Raw genomic sequence first — 23,023 nt, 5'->3', positions numbered from 1 at the left:
AGGAAACTCCCCGGATACTGGGCACCGCAGTCATTCCCGGCGCCCGAGATGGGTTGCTGAATCAGGCGAACCAGTGCCCGACAGCAAAGAAACCGACATCGTCCGGCGCTGCGAGACCCACACCGCACCGGTCGCTCAACGACCGGCGGGGAACCACACTCACAACGCCGCCCAGCCCACAGGCCGAGCGGCTACCGTCTGGATGCCTCCGGAGAACTCACCTCGCCACCCTATCAACACGCATCACCGGCAACGACTTCAACGTCATGACCCGCACCACCTGGATCTACGGCCCACGACGTTTCGCAGTGCTCCAAGGCCGCTCCAAGTTCCTTCCAAAGCTCGCGGAGCAGTGTCGAACCCATCAGAGCCGAACTGACACAGGAGCGACATATGAACAACCCCAGCACTTTCCGGGCCGCGGTCGTCCGTGCCCCGAGGGGGCCCGACTCGATCGAGATCATCGACGTACCCGTCGTCGAGCCCCGCCCCGGTGAAGTCCGGGTCGCGGTTGCGGCCGCGCCCGTCAATCCCACCGATCTCGGCGTCACCAGTGGGTTCTTCCACCAGATGGGAATGATCAACCAGCCCTCCCATACGGGGCTGGGCTGGGACTTCGCCGGCACCGTTCTCGCCGCCGGCCCAGGCGTGGACGTAAGCGTCGGGACGCGGGTGGCCGGTGTCATCCTCGGCTTCGATCGTGACTTCGGCACCTACGCAGAGCAACTCGTCGTGCCCGCCGCCGACCTCGCCGTGGTGCCCGACGAACTCGACCTGGTAGCCGCATCGACGGTGCCGCTCAGCGCCTTGAGCGCGGCACAGATCGTCGATCTGCTCGGCGACGCACCCGCCGACGGCAACCGATTGCTCGTGGCAGGCGCGGCTGGTGCGATCGGCGCGAATGTGGTCGTGCTCGCAGCGGACCGCGGCTGGCAGGTGACCGGACTGGCCCGCCCCGAGGACGAGCCATTCGTGCGCGGTCTCGGCGCCGACTTCTGCACCGAAGCCGAACCGGGCTGGGATGCCGTCGTCGACACCACATCACAGCAAGCGTGGGGATTGAACCCGGTCCGCGACGGCGGGTCCTTCGTCGGCGTCCGCCCGAACCGGACGCCCCCGGCCGAGCGCGGAATCACCGTCAACATCCTCATGGTTCGATCCAACGGCCGGCGCTTGGCACAACTCCTGACCCACGCCGCATCCGGACGGCTGCCCACCCGCGTGCACGCGGTCCTGCCCTTGACCGAGGCCAGCGCAGCCCACCGGGCGATGGCCGAAGGGGGGACGCGTGGTCGCTACGTGCTCGATCCCCTGAGCGGCCGAACCACAGCACCCCACGGGCACGCGGTTCGACACGACCACCTGGAGGGCAACATCGTGTCGTCCTCGAGCAACCCGGTCGTCCCGGACACCGACGGCCCGGTCACCGTGATCAACACAATGTCGGTACCCGCGGCGCAGCGAGAGTTGTTCCTGCAGCGCTGGCGCGAGAGCGCCCAGTACATGGCGGCCGCCTCCGGTTTCCGCCGAACCCGGATGTTCCAGGCGGCCGCCGAGGGTGCCGAGGCGATATTCGTCAACATCGGAGACTGGGACAGCAGCACCGCCCTCCGCAAAGCCCTCGGCACCGTGCAATGGCGAGAGTTGACTCTGCGCATCCACAACGAGGTCGACCTCACCGCGCGACCGATGATCTTCCACCCCACCCTCGAGTTGGGACACGGCGACGTGATGTCGCAGTGACCGCCGATCGGTAGCTCGAAGATCGATGCCCGGCCGACTCGTCCCAGCGCGCGGCCGGGCAGTGCCCCTCGGCGGCCTGAGTGCCCGGCCGAGAACACCTCGCCACTTGAACGTCACAGGAGATCACCCATGTCGCGCAAGAACCTGACCACGGTTCTGGCCACCGCCACTGTCTTGTTCACCTTCTACCTCGCCTACTGTTTCATCCTGACCCCCACCACCTCGGCGCCGGGCTTCGGCCTCCCGACCTGGCCTGACGACGGCGACGGCTTTCTGATCGTGAAGGGCTGCCGCGAACTCGCGATGGGCCTGGGCTCGGGCATCCTGCTGGTCACCGGCCAACGCCACGCTCTGGGCTGGATCCTGCTGATGACCGCCGTTGCCCCGTTGGGCGACATGATCAACGTCCTGGCACACCACGGGTCCGCGGCCGTCGCATTGAGCGTCCACGGCCTGACCTCCGCACTGATCGCGATCACCGGCGTACTGCTCCTCCGCGAAACAAGCACGACCGGCGCGACCCACGAGCTCCACACCGAGCGCTCCGCGCAAACCGCGTGACGGTTTCGAATCCCAACGATCACAACTTGTTTCACAGACGAGGACTCGATGAAACAGCTCTACTGGGCCACCGCCGGCTACACAGCAATGGGACTGCCCTCGGGCGTGCTCTACCGCGAACTCACCAAGGCCCACCAGTTCACCGGCAAGACCGAACTCGCCGTGGTCCACACTCACCTGCTGGCCTTGGGAATGCTGTTCTTCCTGATCGTCCTGGTCCTCGAACATCAACTCGCGCTCTCCAAGACCCGCGCGTATCACTGGTTCTTCGCCCTCTACAACGCCGGCCTCCTGTGGGTCGTGTCCTGCATGACGATCATCGGCACCCGGACCGTGCTCGGGCACAGCGAATCCAAGCCGCTCTCACATCTGGCAGGCGGCGGCCACATCCTGCTGACAATCGGATTCGTGCTCTTCTTCCTCACTCTTCACCAGGCCATCAATGCCCGCCGCGACGAGCCCCTCTCGGCTCCCGAACTCCGGTAGTCCAAGTCCACCCCAACACCGGCCGCCCCAACGACATCGGAACGCCAGCGCTTGGCAAAGCCACACCGCCGCCCGTTCGACTCAGGCGGGCGGTTCGCCGCACAAGCTCAGACCACCCCTGAAGTCGCCGAGCGAGCGCCCCGGCTCTGGCTGCGGAGAAGGAGCGGGCCGTGCTCGACGGCGTGAGCTCAACAGCTCGGTGTCGCGGCTGATGCGACCCGGATCGAGATCGTGCCCCGGTCGCCGGCCCGCGATACCCCGCCGTGCCCGAGTTCGGCCAGGACCGCGTGACCCCGTGGCTGTCGATCGGTGCGGACACCCGCAGCACCGATCGACACCTCGACCATCAGGAGACCGCTGGGGACGCGCGGACGCCAACGAGAGGTGATGGCGCCCGCACTGACCGGTACCCGCCTGCCGGTGGCCCGCCCTGGCGGGTTCAGCGGAGTCGGCGGTTGAAATACAGAGCGCCTGCCCTGCAGCAGGAGACGAACCAGTAAGCCTGCGAAGAGCACCCGCCTACCCACCGGCCCGTGGGTTGGACGTCGAGCATCACCGTCGCCTCGCCCGCCCAACTGGCGCGGGGCCCGGCGCAGGAACTCCTCGACCAGCGCGGTGCCGACCCCCGCGCGTTCTTCCAGCACGCCGACAAGCACGATCGGGGCCGGTGCGGGGGTTGCCCGACAGAAACCCGACCAGGCGCCCGCCGCGCACGGCCACCAGCCGCACCACCCGCGGGTCGGCATCGACAACGTGGCTACCCTCGTCGAAGGTGTCAAAGCTGCACTGCGTCAGCCGCAGCCGTCTTCCGATCTCGTGACGGTGGCGCCGCGTGTTCCACCGGAATTCGGCGGACCGAAGCCCTCAACTCGGTTGAGGGCTTGTATGGCTGAACCGGCTCAGAAACCGGCCCGGACGACATTTTCACCCATGAGGTGCTCCCGCCCCCAGGCCTCCAAGGGAAGCAGCGCGCTGTTGAGAAGCTCGCCCAGCGGTGTCAGGGAGTATTCGACCCGGGGCGGCACCTCGTTGTACACCTTCCGATGGACGATCCCGTCGGCCTCCAGCTCGCGTAATTGCGTGGTGAGAACCTTCTCGGTGACGCCGTCCACCGCGCGGCGCAACTCGCCGAAGCGGTGGGGGCGTTCGCTCAGCGGCCAGAGGATCATCATCTTCCACTTGCCGTTGAGCACCGACATGGTGGCGTCGAGTCCGCATCGGTACGCGCCCGGCCTGCGTGTCATCGGCACGGTGGCTCCTTCCCTCTACCTGTGCGCTATCCCGGGAGTGCGTACCCACTTCACTGTGCGTACTTGTTGGGCCCGGGTATCGCGCCAACACTAAACCGCATGTCCGACAACAAAGATCACGCGCTCACCGTCCTCGGTCTCGGGGACATGGGCTCGGCCCTCACCCGTTCGTGGCTCGCGGCGGGATACACAGTCACCGTGTGGAACCGCAGTTCCAGGCCGGCCCCGGAAGGCGCGGCGGTCGCCGCAACCGTCGCTGACGCCGTCACCGCGAACACACTCGTCGTGGTGTGCCTCCTCGACGACGCGTCGGTGCGCGAGACCCTGGACGACGTCGATCTGACCGGCCGCGACATCGTCAACCTGACCACGAGCACACCCGCCGAGGCGCGTGCGCTCGCCGAATGGATCACCGCGCGCGGCGGTAGCTTCCTCGACGGCGGAATCATGGCTGTCCCCTCCATGATCGGCGCCGCCGACAGTGGTGCGTACGTCTTCTACAGCGGTTCAGCACAGCTGCACGGGACCCATGCCGAGACCTTGGCGGTACCCGCCGGAGTGAACTACGTCGGCACGGACGCCGGATTTGCGGCCCTCTACGACATCGCCCTCCTCAGCGCGATGTGGGGCATGTTCGCCGGCGCCGCACACGCATTCGCCCTCATCGGGATCGAGGACATCTCCCCCATCGAATTCGCGCCCCTCATGGTGGCCTACCAGCAGGCGATGGCCGGGTACGCCTACGGCACCGCCGCGCAGCTGGCGAGCGGGGACTACACGAAGGACGTGGAGTCGAACCTGGCGATGATGGCGACGACAAACGACACGCTACGACGTACCGCCCTGGAACAGGGCGTCAGCCCAGAGCTTCTCGAGCCCTTCATGAAACTGATGGAGCGCCGAGTTGCCGAGGGCGGCGGGAACGAGTCGACCACCGGCGTCGTCGACCTTCTACGCGACTGACAGGACCTCCGCGCCGACACGGATCGGGACACACGGACAGCGTGACGGACCAGACCCGAGGAGATCATTCCGATGTCTCCGCCAAATCCGATGTGCTGGCATGCAATCCGCTGGCAACCGCGCTGTTCGGCGACCTGTCCACCCCACCGCCCGAAATACCCAACCTGCCGTGGCAGCGGTTCATGGGCACCGGACTGGACCGACTGGTCATGACGCCGGACGCCGAGGTCGACGACGCCATCGCATGCGGGGGTCGCTGCGCACCCTATACAGACGTAGTCACCCACGACCGGATCCCGGCCAGAGAACCACCCACAGATTGGGCAGCACGGTCAGAGAATCCTTACGTCTTGCAAAAAAGCCCCCGCCCGAATCTCAAGCGATGGACCTCGCCATGCTCACCGTTTCGGGCAGCAAGAATCCTGTAATCTCCCCAGGACTCGACTTCCTCTACTCGATCAAAGACTTCGTAGGCTTCTTTTTCAAGTAGCCTCCAGGGCCTCACCTCTGGAACCTGAGTGCTATCGGGCGCCCTGACGAATTCAACCGCGTCAAATACTCGACTGTCCGAGTTGAAGGCTACCGCAAGAAGAAGTTCTGGCCACAGAGGGAGCGCGAAAGCCATTTCATAGACGGCACTGAAGCAAGGGGGCACAGGAACGCCTACCCCTTCGACCAGCGGCAGAATATTTTCCGCCGAACCACCCTCGAGTATCCACGTCGACCGGTGCACTTTCTCGAAGCTGGCGATCATCTGCTCCGGTGAACGGTCGAGCTCAGCCAGGGCAGCAGCGGCAACAGCTTGTGGCGGGTCCATGGCTTTCAAAAGGTACAGCTGAAAATCTATGATCCCGGGGGTGAGTGTCATCATTGAATCCTAGTAAGCGGTCATTGTCAGGATTGGTAGGGAAGGCGGCTTTGGCAGCAGCGAGTGCAACCATGTTCAGGCGTCGGCGGATTCGTTGCTTCGCAGCACAATCAGCGGCGTGACATAGTGCTCGCTCACCTGCCCGCCGAGCTCGTCCACAGCCTGAGCCGCCTCATCCACTTCAGCCGGACTCCAGTCGCTGAATATGGTGAACAGGTCATGGATCTGGTCGGTCCGCATGACGATCGACCACCGGAAGTGGCGAATATGTGTGGTCGCGAAATGACCGCTCGCGGTCAGGAGATCCGCCCACGCCCGTGTGTCGAGTTCACCGTGCACGCGACGGTTCCGCAACTGTCCGACGGGCCACGATCTGATCGACTCGCGCGCGAAACGGCGTGACCGGGACGTTCGGGTCGCCGAAGGCGTTGCGCCACACGGCGAAATGGCCGCCGGGTCGCAGCGCGCGATGCAGTTTCGGGACGACCACCCCGAGATCGAACCAATGCACAGCGGTCGCCGCGACCGCGAGGTCATAGACTCCGGTCGACAACTCGATCTGCTCTGCCGTCTCGACATGCACGACTGCGGCCGGGCAACGCTGACGCAAGCGCTCTGCGAGGCCTGGGCCCGGTTCGACCGCATCGACCGACGCGCCCGCCTCGAGCAGCGGACCGGTGGCCAGTCCACTACCGGCACCGAGGTCAATGGCCAGGATTCCTGGCCTCAATAGTCCGAGATCCCGCAGCTCGGCCCACAGCACGGCCGGATACGGGGGCCTGGCCCGGTCGTAGACCTCGGCATGAGTATCGAAATGCAGCGGATCGGGCATCCGGAGCACTCTAGTTCAGGACTGGCCCGCCCTGGACGGCACGACCAGCGGCGTGGCAGGGTTGGATGAGGAACTGCCGCTATGCGTGGAGCCGCACGGCCAGAAGAGCGTGCCGCAGAGACGTAGCGGCCGGTAGCCAGTCGGTCCGAGCTGGGCGAGTTCGGCGTCGATGTCGACCTCGATCGCGCCGATGAAGTTTGATGTTCTCGCTGTGTGCCGGGCTGATGCGGGACTGCACATCGTCGTCGATGCGCCGGCGGGCTGTTCAGGCCACGGTATCAACTCGTCGATGTGGCTATCCACGGGAAGCCGCAGACGCAGAAGGGGATAGAAGAAGTGACAACCACCGACGAATGGGGGCGAGTCCCGCTGCACTACGCCGCGCTCGAAGGCACCATCGCCGACATCGCCGCTCAGCTCGCCACCACCGACGTCAACGTCACCGACAACGAAGGCTGGACCCCCCTGCACTTCGCGGCATCCATGGGACTCGCCGACAACGTGAAATACCTACTCGACCACGGCGCCGACATCGACGCGGTCACCGAGAAAGGCATGCCCGCCATCTACTGGGCCGTCACCGCCACCGGCGGGGACCCGGTCGCCACGATCCGCACCCTGCGCGCCTACGGCGCCGACCCACGCAAAGCCACCATCCAAACCTACTTCGGCCCCACGAGCACTCTCGAACAGGTCAACGAGTGGGGCAAAGACCCCATCCGCGCCGAGTTCTCCGACCTGCAGTGACACCGACCCCAGTTCGACAGAACCATTGCCGACATCCGAGCGAAGGCGATCAGCGTCCGCGGCGCCCTCGTCGCCATCATCGGCGCCGGAACCGTCGCCAACGGCGCCAGCACCGCCATCGTCTACGCCTCCGGCCGCCTGCGACCTGCGACTGACACGAACCGCCCTTCAACTCGGCGACCGACTCCCCAACTATTCCCAGAGGCCACCGCAGCCGCCGAACAAGACAGAGCCCGCCAAGCCGAACACGCGCAACGCCAATTCCCCAGCAGGCAACTGACCCGCGAGGAGATCAGACAACTCATCGACTCACTCGGCGAACTCACCACCGCGCTCCGCAGAGCAGACCCGAACGACAAACACGAGGTCTACCGCCAACTCGGCCTGAAACTGACCTACAACGAAAAAACACGGGTGGTGCTCGCCGAAGCAAGCCCACCCGTGTGTATAACGGTTGTGTCCGGAGGGAGACTTGCCCACTTTCCACACGGGCTGACACGGTGCCTCTCGCTCCGTCTTCCCTGAACAACCAGAGATCCCTATGGTGCCGCCCCTCGATCCGCCGCAATCCTGGAAGCACACATCAGGGGAGGTTGGGGCAGGCGACGGCCGCGTGCGCAGCCAACCGGAGTCAACCGACAAGCACGATCACGCGTTCTCTTCTTGCTAAGTTCGATGCCAAGCGCTCTCGACAGTCACAGGGAAACCGCGTCCCCCTCTCTCGGTCAACAACTCGGCCTCGTCTGCGGCCATGCCGCCACCGTCCCGGTACGTGCGATCCAGCCGGCCCGCAACCAGAAGGAGCCCGACGCTGCTTCGATGACCGAGAAGCACCGCTCCTCACAACGTCCGCGGACGTAGCTTGGGCCGCATCCTGAAACCTCAAGCGCGCTCGACATAGTCACCCCCGGCGGTGTTTGATCGATGCAGCCTGTGACCTACCTGCATCCGGATGTCACACACCAGCTGAGGGGGAGCTGTATGGACGTCGATCTCACCTGCCCGAGCTGCCGACACGTCGACCAGGTCCAGAGCGTGCCCGCGATCTGCTCGGGGGGTAGCTCTACCGGCACGGTCTACTCCACCCACACTGGTGTCGGGTTCACCGGCAACAGCATCATCCCGGTCCTCACCAACTCAGCAACCACTCACACCCGCACCACAGCCCTTGCCCGCAGCCTGGCCCGCGACCCAGGACTGCTGTCCACCGGGCGCCGAACGTTCTGGGCGATTGTGCTGCTCATTCCAGCTGCACTGGTGACAGTGATCGCGGCACTGGATCTCGGCGAGGATGGGCCGGAACCGATCATCGGGCGGGTGATCGCCGCAGTCTTCTTCGTCGGCGCTTTGTCGGTACCCTCGATGATCATCATCCTGTCGATCAGTGTCACCCGGCGCCGCAACCGCACCGTGCGCGCCGGCGTGGCTGCGGCAGACCGTCTGTGGCGCAGCGCCTTCTACTGCCACCGCTGTGGATCCGTGTTCTGGCCTACGCCTCCGTCTCCGACGGTTGCGGCCCGAGTTTCTGTGTCACCGGCCAACTTCCGCTGGACTGTCTGGTCAGCTGGAGGTTACGCGCGGCTCTAGCCTCCAGCCCGCGGTTCCCGCCGCCGCAGATCGACCCGCCCCACGTCGGTTTCGGACTGCTGCGCTGTGCCCGGTGGTGTCGCGGTGCTGGCTGGTGGGGTCAGTGCGAGCAGTTGGCGGACTTGTCGGAGGGGCAATCCGAGTAGTTCGCTGATCTCGTCGTCGGTCTGACCTTGATCTTTCATCTCGATGAGCGCTGCGCGCTGGCGTAGCCGAAGGCCGGCGAGCTCTGCTGCAGCTGTCTTGTGCGCCTGCTGGATCGCTTGCTGCAGTTCGTTGACTTGTCGGTTCCGTGCTTCTTCGCTTGCAGCTTCGGCTGCGGAGGCGACGGCGAATCGTTTGACCGCGGCGCTGATGTGGCGGTCGCGGATCTTCTGATCGGCCCGCCGCTGGTCCATCCGTGCACGTGCCCGCTCGATACGCGCTCGCACCGCGTCCTTGCCCCCGCTCGACTGTGGGGCTGTTCTCCTGCCAGGCATAGCAATCCTTGCCCCAGCCGGCTTCTCCCACCACCCATTGTGCCTGCACATACCGACACCTGGAGTCGACCGCCAACCTTGCGCGGGGCGCGGCGGCGCACGTCCGGGAAGGGCAGTCCGTGATGCCAGCTGGCCTTCTGAACAGTGGCGCATCCCGGCCGAAGGGCCGGACACCGTACGCGCACCATTTCACCCCCTCGAGTCTTGTGCGCACGCCGTCCGAAGGGGCAAGCGCCGTGCGCACGCCCACGGCGCCGTCACAGAGTGTGCGCACACCCGACTGGTCTCGTGATGCCGTGCGCACGGCAGCCTCCGGCGCCGAAGGGCGGAAGCGCGTGCGCACGGCAGCGCCTGTTGCTCTCGAGCAGGCGCGTGAGGAGCTCGCGGTGTTGGCGCAGCGGGTCTGTCGTCGTGATCTGCAGGGCCGTCGTGACGCGATGGTGGTGACCGAGATCCTGGTCCGTCATCGAGTCGAGGGGGAGAACGCCACCAGGATCGCGCGGAGCGAGGGCGGTAGCCGCTCGACGGTCAGCCGCATTCTCAGCGCCGCCGCGAACCTGTCCTCTCCGCCTCCGACCACACCCTTGGCGACTGACCGCGTGCAGCCAATGCACCAGCCCTACCGGATCACCAATCTGGCCGAGCACACGGCCCGCTCACCTCCGAGCCGTCGCAACCCCGACTGACCCGCTCGCTGTCCTTCACGCCGCCTCCGGATTCCCGGGGCGGCGCTTGTCGTTGAAAGGGACCTTTATGCCCGACCCGACCGTGCCTGAGGATCCGCCGTTCCCCGAAACCTGTGCGCGTTGTCAGACCTCGCGGCCCCAGCCGCTGCGGGTGATCGGCCACACCGCCGTCTGCGAGGAGTGTCTGCCGACGCTGTTGCACTGCCAGTACTGCCACGTCCGTGGTGCGGAGTTCACCGCGACCGCAGGCCTGGCTCGCCTGTGCCCGGACTGTGTGTCCCGTGTCCGTCCGTGTGAGTCGTGCCGGGCACCGACTCTGTGTGACTCTCGCACGACCGTCACCGGCGGCGTGGTCTGTCCGGTGTGCATGGACACCTACGACGCCTGCGTCGAATGCCTTCGTGCGACTGCGGACAGCAGGTATGTCGCCGAGGGATACCGGGTGTGTCTGGACTGTCTGGGTACGATGCGTGTCTGCCGCCGGTGCGCGCGGCCACTGATCAGCGACGGTGAGTGCGACCGGTGTGGGCAGGAGCCGAAGGTCTGGCCCTACTCCTATCGGCCTGACCCGATCTTCCACGGCGACCCGGGTGAGCGTTTGCACCTGGGAGTGGAACTCGAGGTGATCGTGCCCTACACCGATCGCCGCCGCGCCATCACCCGCGCCTACCAGGGCCTTGATGGGCTCGGCTACCTCAAGCAGGACTCCTCGATCCAACCGTTCGGGTTCGAGATCGTCACCCATCCCATGACCTACCAGTACGCGCTGCAGCGGTTCCCCTGGGGCCTGCTCGATCAGCTCGCCGAGCTGGGGTGCGGCACCGATGCCAGCGTCGGGTTGCACGTCCACGCCTCCCGGGCCGGGTTCGGTGGCCCGGCGCATGTGTTCCGGTGGATGAAGTTCCTCTACCGCAATCAGTCCGACCTCACCCTGCTCTCGCGCCGAACCAGCCGCTACGCGGTCTTCGACGCCCACACCCGATCCCAGGCCAAGGATCTCGCGAAGGGTCCCCGCCACGCCAGCGGTGTGGATCGGCGGCAGGCGGTCAACACCAAGCCCCGCCACACCCTGGAACTGCGGACCTTCGCCGCCAGTCTCGACTCCCAATCGGTGCAGGCGGCGCTGGGTTTCGTCGACGCCTCCGTCCGCTACACCGCCGCGCTCACCGTGCCCGACATCCACGCCGGCGGCTGGGACTGGCACCAGTTCACCGTCTGGGCGGGACGGCGCCTGGAATACGCGCCCCTGACTCGGGAACTGGTGGCCCTGGCCGATGGTGAGGAGGCCTTGGTTTGTGCCTGCTGACGGTGATCCCCGCCGGAATCGCCCCGGACCCGGTAGCGCTGCAGTACGGGGCGTGTGCCAACCCGCACGGGCACGGTTTCGCGATCGTGGCGAGCACCCGGATCATCACCGGTCACGGCATGGACGGTGGGCAGAGCATCGACTCGTTCCTGCGACTGCGCGCCCGGCACCGGTCAGGGCCGGCGCTGTTTCATTCCCGCTACGCCACCCACGGGATCATCGGCCTCGGCAACTGCCACCCCTTCCCCGTCGGCGGCGACCCGCGTACTGTGCTCGCTCACAACGGCACCCTGCCCAAACGTGTGCGGCCCGGCGCATATGACTGGCGTTCGGACACCCGCATCGCCGCCGAGGACTACCTGCCCGAGCAGCCCTTCGGGTCTCTCGACACCCACCGTGGATTCCGGGGTCTGGAGTCGTGGCTGGGACGCTCGAAGTTGGCGATCTTGACCATCGATCCCGCCTACACCAAGCGGCTGTATCTGCTCAACGAGCACCTGGGCGGTTGGGACTCGGGGATCTGGTACTCCAACGCCAGCTACCTGCCACCCGCGCAGCGCTGGACCGACTGGCGAACCATCTGCGCCCACTGCGAGGACGTCGACCTCACCAAGGCCACCCGGTTCTGTCGCCGATGTGGATGGTGCCGCACCTGCGCCTTCCCCGAGCGCTGGTGCACATGCCGCCGCGCATCCACTCCCCCATCGCTTCGCTGTCTGCCAACCGGGTCGCGGGTTCGCACCTGATCACTTCGAGACCCACCTAGACCCGTCCAACGCCCTACCTCTCGAATGCCCGCACCAGACCACGGCTGGTGCGGGCTTTCCGTATTTTCCGGAAGGACTCTTCATGCCCACTGCTGTGCTGGAACGCCCGGCCTGCCAGGATTGCTCGTCCCGGCCCACGTTCGGTGTGCTCGTCGATACCGCTGAGCGTGAGCGGTTGTGTCAGGACTGTGTGGCCGAGCTGGATTTGTGCTTCGGCTGCGATCTGCCCGCGCGGGAGACCGCTGAATGCGCTGACGGCGCCTACCGGTGCGCTGGGTGCCGGGTGCGGTGGTCGCGCTGCGATGACTGCCACCGCTACACCGAGTATTACACCGCGATCTCCGGCGGCGGTGACGTGTGCGAAGACTGCTCCCGCACTTACAACGTGTGCGCCGACTGCGAGGTCCGCGTCGAGGACTACAACCTCGTCGAGGGCGAGCGGATCGTGTGCCAGTCCTGCGCCGACAGCGACTACCAGTTCTGCGCCGACGACTACTGCGACACCCTCATCGCCACCACCGACCGATATTGCGACAGCTGCGCACGCCGCCACCCGAACGCGAGCCTGTGGCACAGCGACTACAAACCCGACCCGATCTTCCACGGCACCGGCCCCCTGCACCTCGGTCTTGAGCTCGAACTCCACGTCCCCGCCGACGCTTTCGACGACGCCGTGGCCACCGCCACCGCCACGCTCGGCGACCTCGGTTATCTCAAGGACGAGGCGTCGGTGTCGTGCGGGTTCGAAGTGGTCACCCATCCCATGTCCTATGACTACGCGATCAGCGAGTTCCCGTGGGGTGTGCTGCCGCGGCTGCGGCTGCTGGGCGCTTTCACCGATTCCGAGGTCGGGATCCACATCCATCTCTCCCGCGCCGGTTTCGACTCCCCCGCCCACATCTACCGGTGGCTGCGCCTGATCTACCGCAACGACAACCACGTCACCGTGCTGGCGCGACGCGAGTCGCAGTGGGCGATGTTCACCGCCGACCACATCGACCACCGCCACGCCGCACGAGGCAATCAGTGTGTCGGCCGCTATCAGGCGGTCAACACCCTGCCGCGCCAGACTTTCGAGCTGCGGATCTTCGGTGCCTCGCTCTACCGCCAGCAGGTCCAGGCCGCGTTCGCCTTCGCCCACGCCAGCGTCGAATACACCCGCCACCTCACCATTCCCGACATCTCCACCCGCGGCGGCTGGACCTGGCAGGCGTTCACCGCCTGGGTCGCCGACCGCGCCGAGTACGCGCCGCTGACCGCCGAACTCGCCGCCCTCACCGACATCGGTGCCTTCGACCACCTCACCCCCGACATCGACGCCGACCGGGAGCTGGCATGTGCATCCTGACCTTCTACCCACCCAACACCAGCCCCGACCTCGACGCCCTGGCCGGTGGTGCGTTGGTCAACCCCGACGGGCACGGCTGGGCCATCCACGCCGGCGACCGGATCCTGACCGGGCGCGGCATGGACCCCCTCTCGGTGATCACCGAGTTCGCCGAAACCCGCACCCACCACCCCGACGGGCCCGCCTTGTTCCATTCCCGGCTGGCCACCCACGGCCGCCACGACACCAGCAACTGCCACCCCTTCCCCCTCGGTGGTGACGAGCGCACGGTGTTCGCGCACAACGGGATCCTGCCCTCCCACGTGCACCCCCTCGACGGTGATCCACGCTCGGATACCCGCATCGCCGCCGAGGACTTCCTGCCCCGCCAACCGTTCGGGCCGCTGGACTCCTGGACCGGACACACCCGCATGCAGGCCTGGCTCGGCGCCGACAAAGCCGTCATCCTCACCGTCGACCCCGCCTACAAACAGCCCGCCTACCTGCTCAACGAACACCGCGGCCACTGGATCGCGGGCGTCTGGTACTCCAACCTGTCCTTCCAGGACGCCCGCTACTACCAGTGGCCCACCAGCGACCTCGACGACGATGACGGCTGCTGCCTGCAGTGCTACCACTACACCGAACCCGACCAGCTCCACTGCCCCAGCTGCGGACACTGCCGAGCCTGCGACATGCCCTTCCCCCACTGCCGTTGCGCCACAACCGGGACCGATCCCTACAGCGACCTCGCCGACCTCGAAACCGCCTGACATGCACGACCACACACCGACAGCCACCACCGCAGCCGGCATCGAGATCGAGCGCAGCCTCACGATCTGGGTCCACACCCCACAGCTCTGGCACGACCTCGAAACCGCAGCCGGACTTCCCCGGCACGCACTCGGCCGCTTCAAGACCTGGAACGCTCTGGGCGCGAAGTACTTCAGCTCCGCCAGCTACAACCTCGACGCCATGGCCGCCTGGGCCCACCGCAACGGCATCCCCTACACCGACGAACGCGCCATCCACTACCACGGACGCACCGGCCACGTCGGATCCACCAGCAACCAACTCATCCTGCACAAACCCACCACCGACTGAACCCCACACCAGGCTCACCAGAAGATGCCCACGCCCCGCCAGGCGTGGGCACGTCTGCGCCTGCCGAGATCGCAAACCCCCTTCGCCTGTCGGGCTCGGCTGCGCCGGGTCCGTCGTATTCATCCGCGCTCTGGAGGTTCCCCATGACACAGTCCCTCACCGTTCCGCTGCGTAGCCGGTTGCGCGCCGCGGTCACCACCCTGCTCGCACCCGCGACTCAACCCTCCGGTGCTGAGACCACCCCGGCGAGCCTGACCGCCGAACTCGCCGCCGCCCACCGCGACGGCGACGCCGTCACCGTCCGTACCCGCGGCGGGCACTCGCTGGCCCCGGCCATGGTCACCGCGGTGCAGCCGCGCTACACCACCCTGACCACCCCCGACGGCGAACAGGTGATCGTGCCGCTGCGGTTCATCGAAACCGTTCAGCGCCACCGCCTCCCGAGTTCCGCCTCCCCTGAGGCCGGGAAGGGTCTTGAGTGAGCACCCGCACCGGTCTGGCCACCGAGGACGATCGGCCCGAGGTGAATCGCTACACCGCCCGCGTTCACCCCGTGCCCGCGCCGTTCGAGGTCCAGGTCGTCGGCTGGCACGCCGCTTTCGCCACCCCACCCGGACCTGGCATCCGCCTCGCCGCCTTCGCGAACGCCCCCGGCCCGAGAGCGGTGGGCGTGCATCCGGCGATGGCGTTGGTCCGCGTGGAGCACGCCCAGCCGGCTGTCACCGACCTCGGTGGCGGGGTCATCCTCTCGACCTGGGAACCCGACCCGTACCGGGCAGCGGCCGACGCGATCAGCTGGCGGCTGATGCCCGCCGAGGCGCGTCGCGGCGCCTGGGTGATCGCGGCAGGCTGGTGGGCCTACTCCGGACAGGAAGCCGTCCTGCCTGCCTCGGTCGTCGCCGCGTCCTTCAACCCGCCGCTGTTGGTGGGAGTCTACGGGTTCAACCTGAGCACCGGCGCCGACTGGGTCACCACGCCCACGTGATCGGCGACGCCCGCCAGCTCAACGCCTGGCTCCGCGCCCAGATGCCCGCCCTCGACCCCGACCGGCACCTGCCCTGGGCCGCGGGAGACCCGGGTGTCGGATCGCTGGTCACGCTGATCCACCTGCGCGTGCAAACACCGTTCCAGCCCGACCGAACCGCAACCGTGGTCCTGGTCGCCCACCCCCTCACCGCTGACACCGCTGCCCCAGTAGCGTCGGCAGATGCGAGTCGTCCATGTCCGAAAACCCCTGTCCCCGATCCCGACCCTCGCCCGGTGAGCGGGTGGCGATCCCGGCTCGCCTGGCCGGGGCGCCGACCTCGGCCGGGCTGGTCATCCCCTACATCACCGTGACCCACCGCGACCGCACCCGCCCCGTCTGGGGCCAGGTCGACGCCGCCCGCATGCGCCATGTACTGCACGAGAGGCGTTGCCAGATCTGCGGGCAGCGCCTCGACGAGGTCGCGGTGGTGATGATCCGGTCCTCGGACTATCAGCGTGGCGTGGCCGTCGAACCCGGCTGCCATCCCGAGTGCGCGCACTACTCCCGCCAGGCCTGCGTCCTGCTTTCCGGCAAGACCGACCGGTTCAACCCCACCAGTGCAGGCACACCTCCAGTGTGTGGAGATCCGCACTGCCACTGCCAGTTCTGGACACCGCAGTCCCCACCCGAGACCAGCACACCACGCCAAGGCGCACCGACCGAAGCCTGGTATGAGGCGTGGATCCACCTGCACGACTACCGGATCATCACCGTGCCCGCCGACTCACGCACACCCGAACTCACCGGAATCGCCCTGCGCGACACACCGTTCCGGAGGCTGCGCAAGGTCCGTGACGCAGCCCCCGACGCCGAAGACCGACTGCCCTTCGATGTCCTGGGCCTGCTCGTTGCCACCCACAGCCTCTGGGTTCTACTCGATCAGCCCGGCACCGACTGACGACAAGATCCACAGCTGTGGAATATCACTGTGGACAACCCGCCGGGTGCGCCCCTCTGACCCCAGGAATGGTCGGCACGAGAACGACAACAGCGTCCTGATCTGCGAGGAGTGCCGGGCCGAGGAGTCAGCCCTGCTCCGTTTCGCGGGCGCCGCCGTTTCCGGTCGGACGTTCGTCGAAGTCGCGGTGATCGCAGCCTGGACCCGGTTCGGGGATCAGGACCTCATCACCGCAGACGCGGCAGTAGTAGCTGCGGTGCCCGCCACCGGGCAGGGTCCGGCAGAACCGCCACCCCACCAGCATCTTCTGCGGCGCGAACCGGTGCCCGTGGTGGCAGAACACCGGACTCGGATTCACCCACCGCGACCCGGTGAACACCAGCCCATCGCCAGCCACCACGACGCCGTCGACCTCCAAGATCAACCGCCACTCATTCGAACACACATTCGACTATAGCGCCGGCCGATCCCGCCGACGCCACCACCAACTCAGGAGCAATGCATGGATTCGATGGAACTCGTCTTCGACCTGCGTGAGGTCGCCGCCCTAGCCGAGCACGCCATGACCGCCCCCGAACACAGCTGGCCGGACTGGGACGACGACAAACCCAGCCCGGTGCCGCCGAGCCTGGTCTGGGTCAAGGACCAGGGCACCTACGTGATGTCCAACGGCATCCCCCGCGAACTCGCCCGCCCCGACGACCCGCGTAGCCCAGCCCGGGTCGCCTACGCCCGCGGCTACGACGGAAACTCCGGCGCCCGGTTCGACGGCACCCCGGTCGGCGGCGACGACTTCGCCGAACACCTCCCGCTCACCGCCGACTACGGCAGCCCCGAGGCGCCGATGACGTTGATCGAACTCATCCGCCACCACGCCCCCCGAGGCACCACAATGACAATCACCGTCACCGCCCGAACCATGTCGATCAGCTTCGACTCCCAGCCGGACCCGGCCACGACATAGAGCCGTCACCCGAACGGGGCGAGCCGAGGTAGCCTCGCCGTTCCGGTACCGGCGTACCGATATCCTGCGGTCATGAGCTATTCCGTGGGCGATCGCGTGCGCGTGATCGGCGAGGCCACCGCCACCGACCTCGAGATTCTCGAAATCGACGTCGACGGCAACCCCAGCCAGGTGCGCGTCCAGCCTGTCGCAGACACGCCCGGCACCTACGCCTGGGTCACCCGGGTCGAATGGTTGCGTCCGGCCCCCAACTGAGGCCACCCCGCCGTGCCGATATCGGCCGAGACGGGTTCACACCGCCAACGACCGACATCGACAGTGGGCCGACATGCCAGCATCCACATGGTCGCACATAAGTTCGATTCCGAGTAGTGTGCGCCCATGCCCGATACGCCCCGACCTGCCCCGCCTGCGGCAACCCTGGCCACCGTGCGCCACCAGCTCCTGCACGCCGCCGTCACCTGCGCGAACCTCTCACCCGAGCAACTCGATCAGTTCGCCGCGCGGCTCACCGCACCCTGCGCGACTACGCGACCACCGACACCCGCGCTGATCGCTGCGCGCAGCGGCCACTACGTGCCCGCTCAGGATTCACCCAATGCCCGCGCAGCCGCAGGAACCCCTACCACGGTCCGGCCCCTGACAGCGACCGATGACCGCACCACCAGTTCATCGACAAGGCCCTCGGCGAGCCCGCGCTCGTCGAAGCCGCACAGCAGTGGCTGATCGGCCTACGGTGGCAGCAGGGCAGTAACCGGCTCGTCCTCGGCCCCGGTGAGCAGGTGTTCGAGAGTGATGTGGCCCGTGGGGCGGGGTGCGGTGGGCCAGCACGGTGGCCGACCGGCGAGTCACCGCGACCGGGCAGGTGATGGTCAGGCCGGTCCCGGGCAGTTCTATGACGGGCTGGGAGCCGATGACGACGCGGTCCTCGGCCAGGGAGATGTCGCGTTGGCGCAGGGCGAAGATGGTGTCCCAGGACAGGCCGGCCACAGCCAGGTGCAGCACGAGCGCGTCGCGACACCCGTGCAAGGCGTGCGGTCGCCAGGCCGTGCCGATCAGCCTGGCTTACGTGGCACGACGATCCGTGCTAGCCCGTTGTGGCAGTTGATCATGACGACTTCGGTCGTGTTGCCGTCGTTGTTGTACGCACATACCCACGGCGCGATCGCCGAGCGTTCGCCGGTGGTGAAGGTTCGAACGATCTCAAGCGCAGATTCACAATCGATTGGGCCTGAATGCGTGCGGACGGTCATCGGTCTATGGCCCAGTGGCGAGGTGACCTCCCCACAAACTTCTCCGAAGCCGAGCACACTCGTGGATGGGCACAGGTGCTCGATGGCGAGCCAGTTGAAGTCCCGGAACATTTTCAGGCCGTCGGCGACCTGATGTGGATCCTGTTCGCGAAGGACCCTCAGCGATTCTTCCAGACCTTCGCGGATCTGCCGGGCGGTGTCGGTCTCGTCAGGATCGTCTGTCCAATCATTCAACACGGCTTCGATCTTGGTGATTTCCCCGGCGACATAGACTTGCGGATCGGCCTGGGCCGCGGCGGCCTGCTCGTCTGTCTCTTCAAGATAGGCCTCGGCGGTAGTGTCATCGACCTCGCCACAGACCAGGCGGCCGCTGGCGCGCAGCAAATGCGGTGTGTGGGTGAGCTGGTGAGGGTCGTTCCACATGAGGCCGAGCCGAGCGAAGACCGAGGCGTCGTATTCGCATACCGCTTCGGCGAACCGGGCGTCACCGCCGTCCGGCACTGCCGAGTACAGGGCGTTGATGAGTTTGGCACGGACCACTGCGGGTGAGGTATCGATCGATGCCATGGGGCCGGTGAGTGTCTCGAACGCGTTGACCATTTCTCGCGCTTGCTCTTCGACGCTGGTGCGTCTTCCTGTTGTCGGATCGGTGAACGTCGCCGACATCATGGCGTCAGCGAGCTCGTCGAGTGTGGAGTTCGGGCCACGTGCGTCGACGCAACCGGAATCGGCGCTGATCCCAAGTCCGTCACGCACAAGGTCCGGTGCCGAACACGACACGAGTGCGGAAACAAGCAGCAGGAGAACACAGCGCAGGGCTACTATTCGTCCGGTCATATCGCTAGTGTCCGCATTTGTCGTGTCCCCTGTCTGTCCGATGATCAACCGACATCGTCGATGCCGATCAGCGCATCCGGCAGAGCGCGAATCATGGTGTGTGACAAGTTCGGTGCCGATTCAGTAGTCGTCCTCCTCCGGAGGAGGTCGGTGGTCGGTGTTACCGGGGTCGAGCAGGCATGCGTTCGTCGAGGCGAGTCGGTACAGCGCTGCCGGTAGTGAGTGTCGTTGCCCAACACTGCGACGTGCGGGTGCGTGCCTGCAGCACCTCGCAGACGGGATAAGGCATGCCGCCACGACGACCGCACGGTCGGCCGGGCGGTCGGCAGAACGTGCGCCCCTGGGGACATCTACAGCTGGTTGGGATCGACGAGCCCGTCTTGGATCGCTCGGGCGACGAGTGCGGCTTTGGTTGGGGCGGGGCGTCCGACGTGGGCATACTTCGCGCGGATCCGTTCGAGGTGGGTGTTCACGGTTCCCGCGGTGATGAACAGCCGTTTCCCGACTAGTGCTTTGGATTCGGTTTGGAACCAGGCGAGGAGGACTTCCCGTTCGCGTGGTGACAGGGTGGGTCTGGTCGGGCGGGCGTCCTGGCTCATCGCCTGGGCCATCGTCGGGCTGAGATAGGGGCGGTCAGCGCCGGCGGCTTGGAGTGCAGCGACGAGGTGGACTTCGCCTTCGAGCTTGGACAGGTAGGTGACCACGCCCAGATCGAGGCAGTCAAGGATCAGGTCGCTGCGGGTGTGTTGGGAGAAGACCACTATCCGGAAACCCTTCTCGCACAGTGCTGCTGTGGAGGACAGGTCGGGGCTGGATTCTGCGAACTGTAGATCCAACACGACCGCAGCGAGGGTATCGGGCCTCGCGTCGGGGTCGGCCAGGATCTCGCCGGGGCTGTGGTAGCGGGCGGCGACGCGGATCGGTGGGTCCGCGTCGGCGCACCAGCCGGCGATGCCGGCGTGGACGACGGAATGGTCGTCGACCACCGCTACCGGCATGCCGCTGTCATTGGGGTGGGGCACCTTCACCTCTGTCGTCCGGGACACTGTCTGCCCGGACTCCGGTCGGGTTCAGGGCAGCGGCACTGTGGCCCAGACCAGAGCGTCGTAGCAGATCAGCGTGGCCTGTGGTGTGATCGCAGTGACAGCCTGGGTGCAGGTGTCGTCGCAGTCGCAGGTGATGCTGAGGTCGGCGCGCTGGTCGGGCGTGCCGGTGAGGACGATCTTGGCGCGGGTTCGGGTGCCTGCGAGCAAGATTATCGCGACGGTCAGCGCCTCGGTGTGTGCTTGTGGATCGAAGGCGACGGTCCTGCCGATCGGATGGGTGACCACGGCGACTCCGCGTGCCTCGGCAGCCTCGATCGCGGGGAGCAGTTCATCGAGCAGCGCCGCCGTCGCGGGTGGCTCCTCGGCGAACAGCCGTCGCAGCCTGGTCGACTCGAGCGAGCATGCGGCTCGGACCGCCGGCGTGGACGCCGAGTCGGGGTCGTCGGCGAGTTGTTGCAGTACCGGAACGAGTTGGCGGGACATGCGCTGGTAACGCCGGCGGCGGTCCTGGTGGAGTGCCGCGGTGAGCGTGGTCTGGATTCGCAGGTCGGCCAGGTCGCTGCCGGCTTGTCGCGTCCGACGCACGGCCCAGCGCAGGAAGTCGCTGAATCCGAGCGCGACACCCTGCAGGACCGTCACGCTGATCACGGTGTACAGCAGTGTCGACAGAACCCCGATGGAAACGACAGCGACCGCTGTGGCTGTTCCGGCCGACCACAACGCAGCGAGCAGTCCAAGGCCGATGCGGCTTCCTCGATGCACTGACAGGGCGGCGAGTTGCCAGCCGAGCGCGGCGACGGCCCAGTTGGCGCTGCTGGTGACCTGATCGGGGGTCAGTAGTGCCGTTTGCAGCGGTGCGAGTACCACCACGACTGTCGCTGTCGTCCACCACAGGGTAGTGGGAAGGTGATGGCGAAGCTCTGCTACCGCGACGAACGCGGTCAGCACGGCAGTGGCCAGGATGCCGGCTTGCGCCGTGGGGTGCGCGGCGGAGAGGGCATTGAGGCTCTGTAGTCCGGTGATGACGACCGCGATCACCACCAGTCCGTACCCGTAGCCGCGCAGCAGCCGCAGCGCGTCGTCCGCATCACGGCGCAGGTCCGGTTCATGGGTGGTGTCCCATCGAATCTCGACCGTGGTTCCCGCGCCCGGCGACGAGACAATCTCGACGATGGCTCCCGCATCGGCGAGACGGCCACGGATCGAGTTCCGTATGCCGAACCGGTCAGCTGGTAGCGCAGCGTCGTGGGGATCGAAGCCGACGCCGTCGTCGACGACGCGTACGTTCCGGTCCCCGAATTCGACCGTCACCAGGCTCGCTTCGGCATGCCGGTCGACATTGGTCAATGCCTCACCGACTGCGGCCACCACCGCCTGGCTGGTGCGCGGGTTGTCCGGTCCCGCAGCGCGACCACAGAACCGGACCGGAGTGTCGATGCCTATCGCGTGCTCATCGATCCGGCGAGCGAATTCGTCGATGTTCAGCGCCTGAGCGCCGCGCCGTACGGCCTGCAGATCGCGGCGGGCTTGGGCCCGTAACCGGTCGCCGTCGACAACAATGCCTTGGCCGACCATCGCCAACGTGGACGCGGCGGTGTCGTGCAGCGTCGCCCATGTCTCGCGCTCGTCGCGGCGGCGCGCCGACATGACCTCAGCATCGATTCTGCTGGTGGTGTATCGGGTGAACGCGTCGTCGGTGAGCTGCGCCGACCGCAAGACGAGCGAACGCAACACCGCGGCGACGCCCCACTCGACTACCAGGAAGTCGAGACTGAAGATGGTCCATGGTCGATCGACCCCGGGCACCAGCACCGCACCCGATGCCCAGGCGGCGACCACGATCGCCGTGGCGGGCAGCGACACGCGGACCGGGCGCGACATCGCCACTGTCACCACCACTGTCCCTGCGACCGCCAACATGGGACTGGCCCTTGTCGTGAACTCCGGGCCGTCCACCATGAGCGGCGTGCACAGCAAGTACGCCCCCGCAACGATCGACTCCCACCCCGGATTCCACGGTCGGGTCCACCGCCACAGAGCCCACCCCAACAGTCCGGTGTGGATGAGCATCGACGCGAGGCCGACGCCACCACCGACCAGATACACCACAGCGACAGCCGCTTCGACGACACTCAGCGTCGACGCCGCGATCCGATCGATGCGTGCACCCAGCACCGGCCGCGTCGCCGCCCCATCCGAACTCACCCGCCCCATTATTCGCCCAACAGTCAAGGCCGAGCACCTGAGACGTGCCCGGATCCTGCGGGCCCGGTGAAGGGCGGCGGCAAGGAA

27 protein-coding genes are annotated in these 23,023 nt (G+C 66.8%); 18 read left to right on the top strand and 9 right to left on the bottom strand.

The features are described from left to right. Positions 1–393 precede the first annotated feature (393 nt). The 3 genes from ON36_RS32415 (at position 394) to ON36_RS32405 (ending at position 2,790) form a co-directional block, all read left to right on the top strand. Entirely contained in the window at positions 394–1,743 is a 1,350-nt protein-coding gene (locus ON36_RS32415) for a zinc-binding dehydrogenase (RefSeq protein ID WP_083885615.1), read from the top strand. A 129-nt stretch (positions 1,744–1,872) separates the two neighbouring features. After that, positions 1,873–2,304: a DUF4267 domain-containing protein gene (locus ON36_RS32410; protein ID WP_052314633.1), complete on the top strand. Its 432-nt coding sequence runs from the start codon at positions 1,873–1,875 to the stop codon at positions 2,302–2,304. Positions 2,305–2,352: 48 nt separating this feature from the next. After that, the gene (locus ON36_RS32405; protein WP_043661873.1) at positions 2,353–2,790 is read left to right on the top strand and encodes a DUF2871 domain-containing protein; all 438 of its coding nucleotides are present in this window, start codon (positions 2,353–2,355) and stop codon (positions 2,788–2,790) included. 899 nt (positions 2,791–3,689) lie between these two features. Here ON36_RS32405 and ON36_RS32400 read toward each other — a convergent pair. After that, positions 3,690–4,034, bottom strand: coding sequence for a winged helix-turn-helix transcriptional regulator (locus ON36_RS32400; protein ID WP_043661871.1), 345 nt, complete (start codon positions 4,032–4,034; stop codon positions 3,690–3,692). A 105-nt stretch (positions 4,035–4,139) separates the two neighbouring features. Between ON36_RS32400 and ON36_RS32395 the strand changes: the two genes are divergently transcribed. Further along, positions 4,140–5,003: an NAD(P)-dependent oxidoreductase gene (locus ON36_RS32395; protein WP_043661868.1), complete on the top strand. Its 864-nt coding sequence runs from the start codon at positions 4,140–4,142 to the stop codon at positions 5,001–5,003. A 343-nt stretch (positions 5,004–5,346) separates the two neighbouring features. On the opposite strand, the gene ON36_RS35345 is transcribed toward ON36_RS32395, so the two are convergent. The 3 genes from ON36_RS35345 to ON36_RS32390 all read right to left on the bottom strand — a co-directional run bounded on the left by ON36_RS35345 (position 5,347) and on the right by ON36_RS32390 (position 6,703). Continuing rightward, positions 5,347–5,871, bottom strand: coding sequence for a hypothetical protein (locus tag ON36_RS35345; protein ID WP_157225167.1), 525 nt, complete (start codon positions 5,869–5,871; stop codon positions 5,347–5,349). A gap of 75 nt (positions 5,872–5,946) precedes the next feature. After that, positions 5,947–6,210 (bottom strand): hypothetical protein, encoded by a 264-nt coding sequence (locus ON36_RS35985; protein WP_218001280.1) that lies wholly within the window; start codon positions 6,208–6,210, stop codon positions 5,947–5,949. Further along, positions 6,200–6,703 (bottom strand): class I SAM-dependent methyltransferase, encoded by a 504-nt coding sequence (locus ON36_RS32390; protein ID WP_218001279.1) that lies wholly within the window; start codon positions 6,701–6,703, stop codon positions 6,200–6,202. Before ON36_RS32390 ends, ON36_RS35985 begins: the two co-directional genes overlap by 11 nt. Positions 6,704–7,039: 336 nt before the next feature. On the opposite strand from ON36_RS32390, the gene ON36_RS33260 reads away from it, so the two are divergent. Together ON36_RS33260 and ON36_RS32380 are read left to right on the top strand one after the other, a co-directional pair. After that, the gene (locus tag ON36_RS33260) at positions 7,040–7,450 is read left to right on the top strand and encodes an ankyrin repeat domain-containing protein (RefSeq protein ID WP_052314632.1); all 411 of its coding nucleotides are present in this window, start codon (positions 7,040–7,042) and stop codon (positions 7,448–7,450) included. Positions 7,451–8,431: 981 nt separating this feature from the next. Continuing rightward, positions 8,432–9,037, top strand: a complete 606-nt coding sequence (locus ON36_RS32380) for a hypothetical protein (protein WP_157225166.1) — start codon at positions 8,432–8,434, stop codon at positions 9,035–9,037. On the opposite strand, the gene ON36_RS35340 is transcribed toward ON36_RS32380, so the two are convergent. Continuing rightward, positions 9,034–9,435 carry a helix-turn-helix domain-containing protein gene (locus ON36_RS35340; protein WP_157225165.1) on the bottom strand — a complete coding sequence of 134 codons (402 nt, stop codon included), beginning with the start codon at positions 9,433–9,435 and terminating at the stop codon, positions 9,034–9,036. The genes ON36_RS32380 and ON36_RS35340 overlap by 4 nt on opposite strands. Positions 9,436–9,812: 377 nt before the next feature. Here ON36_RS35340 and ON36_RS32375 point away from each other — a divergent pair, with 377 nt between their 5' ends. The 9 genes from ON36_RS32375 to ON36_RS33255 all read left to right on the top strand — a co-directional run bounded on the left by ON36_RS32375 (position 9,813) and on the right by ON36_RS33255 (position 16,631). Continuing rightward, positions 9,813–10,202 carry a hypothetical protein gene (locus ON36_RS32375; RefSeq protein WP_157225164.1) on the top strand — a complete coding sequence of 130 codons (390 nt, stop codon included), beginning with the start codon at positions 9,813–9,815 and terminating at the stop codon, positions 10,200–10,202. 598 nt (positions 10,203–10,800) lie between these two features. Next, on the top strand, positions 10,801–11,508 hold the full coding sequence (locus tag ON36_RS32370; protein WP_245558297.1) for an amidoligase family protein: 708 nt from the start codon (positions 10,801–10,803) through the stop codon (positions 11,506–11,508). Continuing rightward, positions 11,496–12,254: a class II glutamine amidotransferase domain-containing protein gene (locus ON36_RS32365; protein ID WP_169334763.1), complete on the top strand. Its 759-nt coding sequence runs from the start codon at positions 11,496–11,498 to the stop codon at positions 12,252–12,254. The genes ON36_RS32370 and ON36_RS32365 overlap by 13 nt, the downstream gene beginning before the upstream one ends. A gap of 103 nt (positions 12,255–12,357) precedes the next feature. Then, positions 12,358–13,623 carry a hypothetical protein gene (locus ON36_RS32360; protein ID WP_174377630.1) on the top strand — a complete coding sequence of 422 codons (1,266 nt, stop codon included), beginning with the start codon at positions 12,358–12,360 and terminating at the stop codon, positions 13,621–13,623. Then, on the top strand, positions 13,611–14,375 hold the full coding sequence (locus tag ON36_RS34380) for a class II glutamine amidotransferase domain-containing protein (RefSeq protein ID WP_043661862.1): 765 nt from the start codon (positions 13,611–13,613) through the stop codon (positions 14,373–14,375). The genes ON36_RS32360 and ON36_RS34380 overlap by 13 nt, the downstream gene beginning before the upstream one ends. A gap of 1 nt (position 14,376) precedes the next feature. Then, the gene (locus ON36_RS32350; RefSeq protein WP_043661859.1) at positions 14,377–14,706 is read left to right on the top strand and encodes a hypothetical protein; all 330 of its coding nucleotides are present in this window, start codon (positions 14,377–14,379) and stop codon (positions 14,704–14,706) included. A gap of 143 nt (positions 14,707–14,849) precedes the next feature. Further along, a complete protein-coding gene (locus ON36_RS32345; RefSeq protein ID WP_157225163.1) occupies positions 14,850–15,188 on the top strand; it encodes a hypothetical protein in 339 nt (112 codons plus the stop codon). Then, positions 15,185–15,691 (top strand): hypothetical protein, encoded by a 507-nt coding sequence (locus ON36_RS32340; protein WP_043661852.1) that lies wholly within the window; start codon positions 15,185–15,187, stop codon positions 15,689–15,691. The genes ON36_RS32345 and ON36_RS32340 overlap by 4 nt, the downstream gene beginning before the upstream one ends. A gap of 283 nt (positions 15,692–15,974) precedes the next feature. Next, complete coding sequence (locus ON36_RS33255) at positions 15,975–16,631, top strand: hypothetical protein (RefSeq protein WP_052314630.1); 657 nt, start codon at positions 15,975–15,977, stop codon at positions 16,629–16,631. Positions 16,632–16,758: 127 nt separating this feature from the next. Here the strand turns inward: ON36_RS33255 and ON36_RS32330 are convergent, their stop codons facing one another. Next, positions 16,759–17,055: a hypothetical protein gene (locus tag ON36_RS32330; RefSeq protein ID WP_043661849.1), complete on the bottom strand. Its 297-nt coding sequence runs from the start codon at positions 17,053–17,055 to the stop codon at positions 16,759–16,761. Positions 17,056–17,133: 78 nt separating this feature from the next. On the opposite strand from ON36_RS32330, the gene ON36_RS32325 reads away from it, so the two are divergent. From ON36_RS32325 to ON36_RS37020, 3 genes are all read left to right on the top strand, one after another. After that, entirely contained in the window at positions 17,134–17,595 is a 462-nt protein-coding gene (locus tag ON36_RS32325; protein ID WP_043661846.1) for a DUF3085 domain-containing protein, read from the top strand. Between the two features lie 72 nt (positions 17,596–17,667). Beyond that, a complete protein-coding gene (locus tag ON36_RS32320) occupies positions 17,668–17,850 on the top strand; it encodes a hypothetical protein (RefSeq protein ID WP_043661843.1) in 183 nt (60 codons plus the stop codon). Between the two features lie 126 nt (positions 17,851–17,976). Next, positions 17,977–18,321: a DUF6374 family protein gene (locus ON36_RS37020; RefSeq protein ID WP_373281878.1), complete on the top strand. Its 345-nt coding sequence runs from the start codon at positions 17,977–17,979 to the stop codon at positions 18,319–18,321. 329 nt (positions 18,322–18,650) lie between these two features. Here the strand turns inward: ON36_RS37020 and ON36_RS35335 are convergent, their stop codons facing one another. From ON36_RS35335 to ON36_RS32305, 3 genes are all read right to left on the bottom strand, one after another. Beyond that, positions 18,651–19,685 carry a hypothetical protein gene (locus tag ON36_RS35335; protein ID WP_157225162.1) on the bottom strand — a complete coding sequence of 345 codons (1,035 nt, stop codon included), beginning with the start codon at positions 19,683–19,685 and terminating at the stop codon, positions 18,651–18,653. Positions 19,686–20,035: 350 nt separating this feature from the next. Then, complete coding sequence (locus ON36_RS32310; RefSeq protein WP_043661918.1) at positions 20,036–20,683, bottom strand: LuxR C-terminal-related transcriptional regulator; 648 nt, start codon at positions 20,681–20,683, stop codon at positions 20,036–20,038. Between the two features lie 72 nt (positions 20,684–20,755). Further along, positions 20,756–22,936 (bottom strand): sensor histidine kinase, encoded by a 2,181-nt coding sequence (locus ON36_RS32305; RefSeq protein ID WP_157225161.1) that lies wholly within the window; start codon positions 22,934–22,936, stop codon positions 20,756–20,758. Positions 22,937–23,023 lie beyond the last annotated feature (87 nt).

Source organism: Nocardia thailandica NBRC 100428, assembly GCF_000308795.1.
In the GTDB taxonomy this organism is placed as follows: Bacteria; Actinomycetota; Actinomycetes; order Mycobacteriales; family Mycobacteriaceae; genus Nocardia; species Nocardia thailandica.
This window is presented reverse-complemented; position numbering and strand designations above follow the sequence as displayed.

Bases quoted from the DNA above. Each gene is read 5' to 3' on its own strand.
- ON36_RS32415 (WP_083885615.1), top strand. From the start codon at position 394: ATGAACAACCCCAGCACTTTCCGGGCCGCGGTCGTCCGTGCCCCGAGG.
- ON36_RS32410 (WP_052314633.1), top strand. From the start codon at position 1,873: ATGTCGCGCAAGAACCTGACCACGGTTCTGGCCACCGCCACTGTCTTG.
- ON36_RS32405 (WP_043661873.1), top strand. From the start codon at position 2,353: ATGAAACAGCTCTACTGGGCCACCGCCGGCTACACAGCAATGGGACTG.
- ON36_RS32400 (WP_043661871.1), bottom strand. From the start codon at position 4,034: ATGACACGCAGGCCGGGCGCGTACCGATGCGGACTCGACGCCACCATG.
- ON36_RS32395 (WP_043661868.1), top strand. From the start codon at position 4,140: ATGTCCGACAACAAAGATCACGCGCTCACCGTCCTCGGTCTCGGGGAC.
- ON36_RS35345 (WP_157225167.1), bottom strand. From the start codon at position 5,871: ATGACACTCACCCCCGGGATCATAGATTTTCAGCTGTACCTTTTGAAA.
- ON36_RS32390 (WP_218001279.1), bottom strand. From the start codon at position 6,703: ATGCCCGATCCGCTGCATTTCGATACTCATGCCGAGGTCTACGACCGG.
- ON36_RS32380 (WP_157225166.1), top strand. From the start codon at position 8,432: ATGGACGTCGATCTCACCTGCCCGAGCTGCCGACACGTCGACCAGGTC.
- ON36_RS35340 (WP_157225165.1), bottom strand. From the start codon at position 9,435: ATGGACCAGCGGCGGGCCGATCAGAAGATCCGCGACCGCCACATCAGC.
- ON36_RS32360 (WP_174377630.1), top strand. From the start codon at position 12,358: ATGCCCACTGCTGTGCTGGAACGCCCGGCCTGCCAGGATTGCTCGTCC.
- ON36_RS34380 (WP_043661862.1), top strand. From the start codon at position 13,611: ATGTGCATCCTGACCTTCTACCCACCCAACACCAGCCCCGACCTCGAC.
- ON36_RS32350 (WP_043661859.1), top strand. From the start codon at position 14,377: ATGCACGACCACACACCGACAGCCACCACCGCAGCCGGCATCGAGATC.
- ON36_RS32345 (WP_157225163.1), top strand. From the start codon at position 14,850: ATGACACAGTCCCTCACCGTTCCGCTGCGTAGCCGGTTGCGCGCCGCG.
- ON36_RS32325 (WP_043661846.1), top strand. From the start codon at position 17,134: ATGGATTCGATGGAACTCGTCTTCGACCTGCGTGAGGTCGCCGCCCTA.
- ON36_RS32320 (WP_043661843.1), top strand. From the start codon at position 17,668: ATGAGCTATTCCGTGGGCGATCGCGTGCGCGTGATCGGCGAGGCCACC.
- ON36_RS37020 (WP_373281878.1), top strand. From the start codon at position 17,977: ATGCCCGATACGCCCCGACCTGCCCCGCCTGCGGCAACCCTGGCCACC.
- ON36_RS35335 (WP_157225162.1), bottom strand. From the start codon at position 19,685: ATGACCGGACGAATAGTAGCCCTGCGCTGTGTTCTCCTGCTGCTTGTT.
- ON36_RS32310 (WP_043661918.1), bottom strand. From the start codon at position 20,683: ATGCCGGTAGCGGTGGTCGACGACCATTCCGTCGTCCACGCCGGCATC.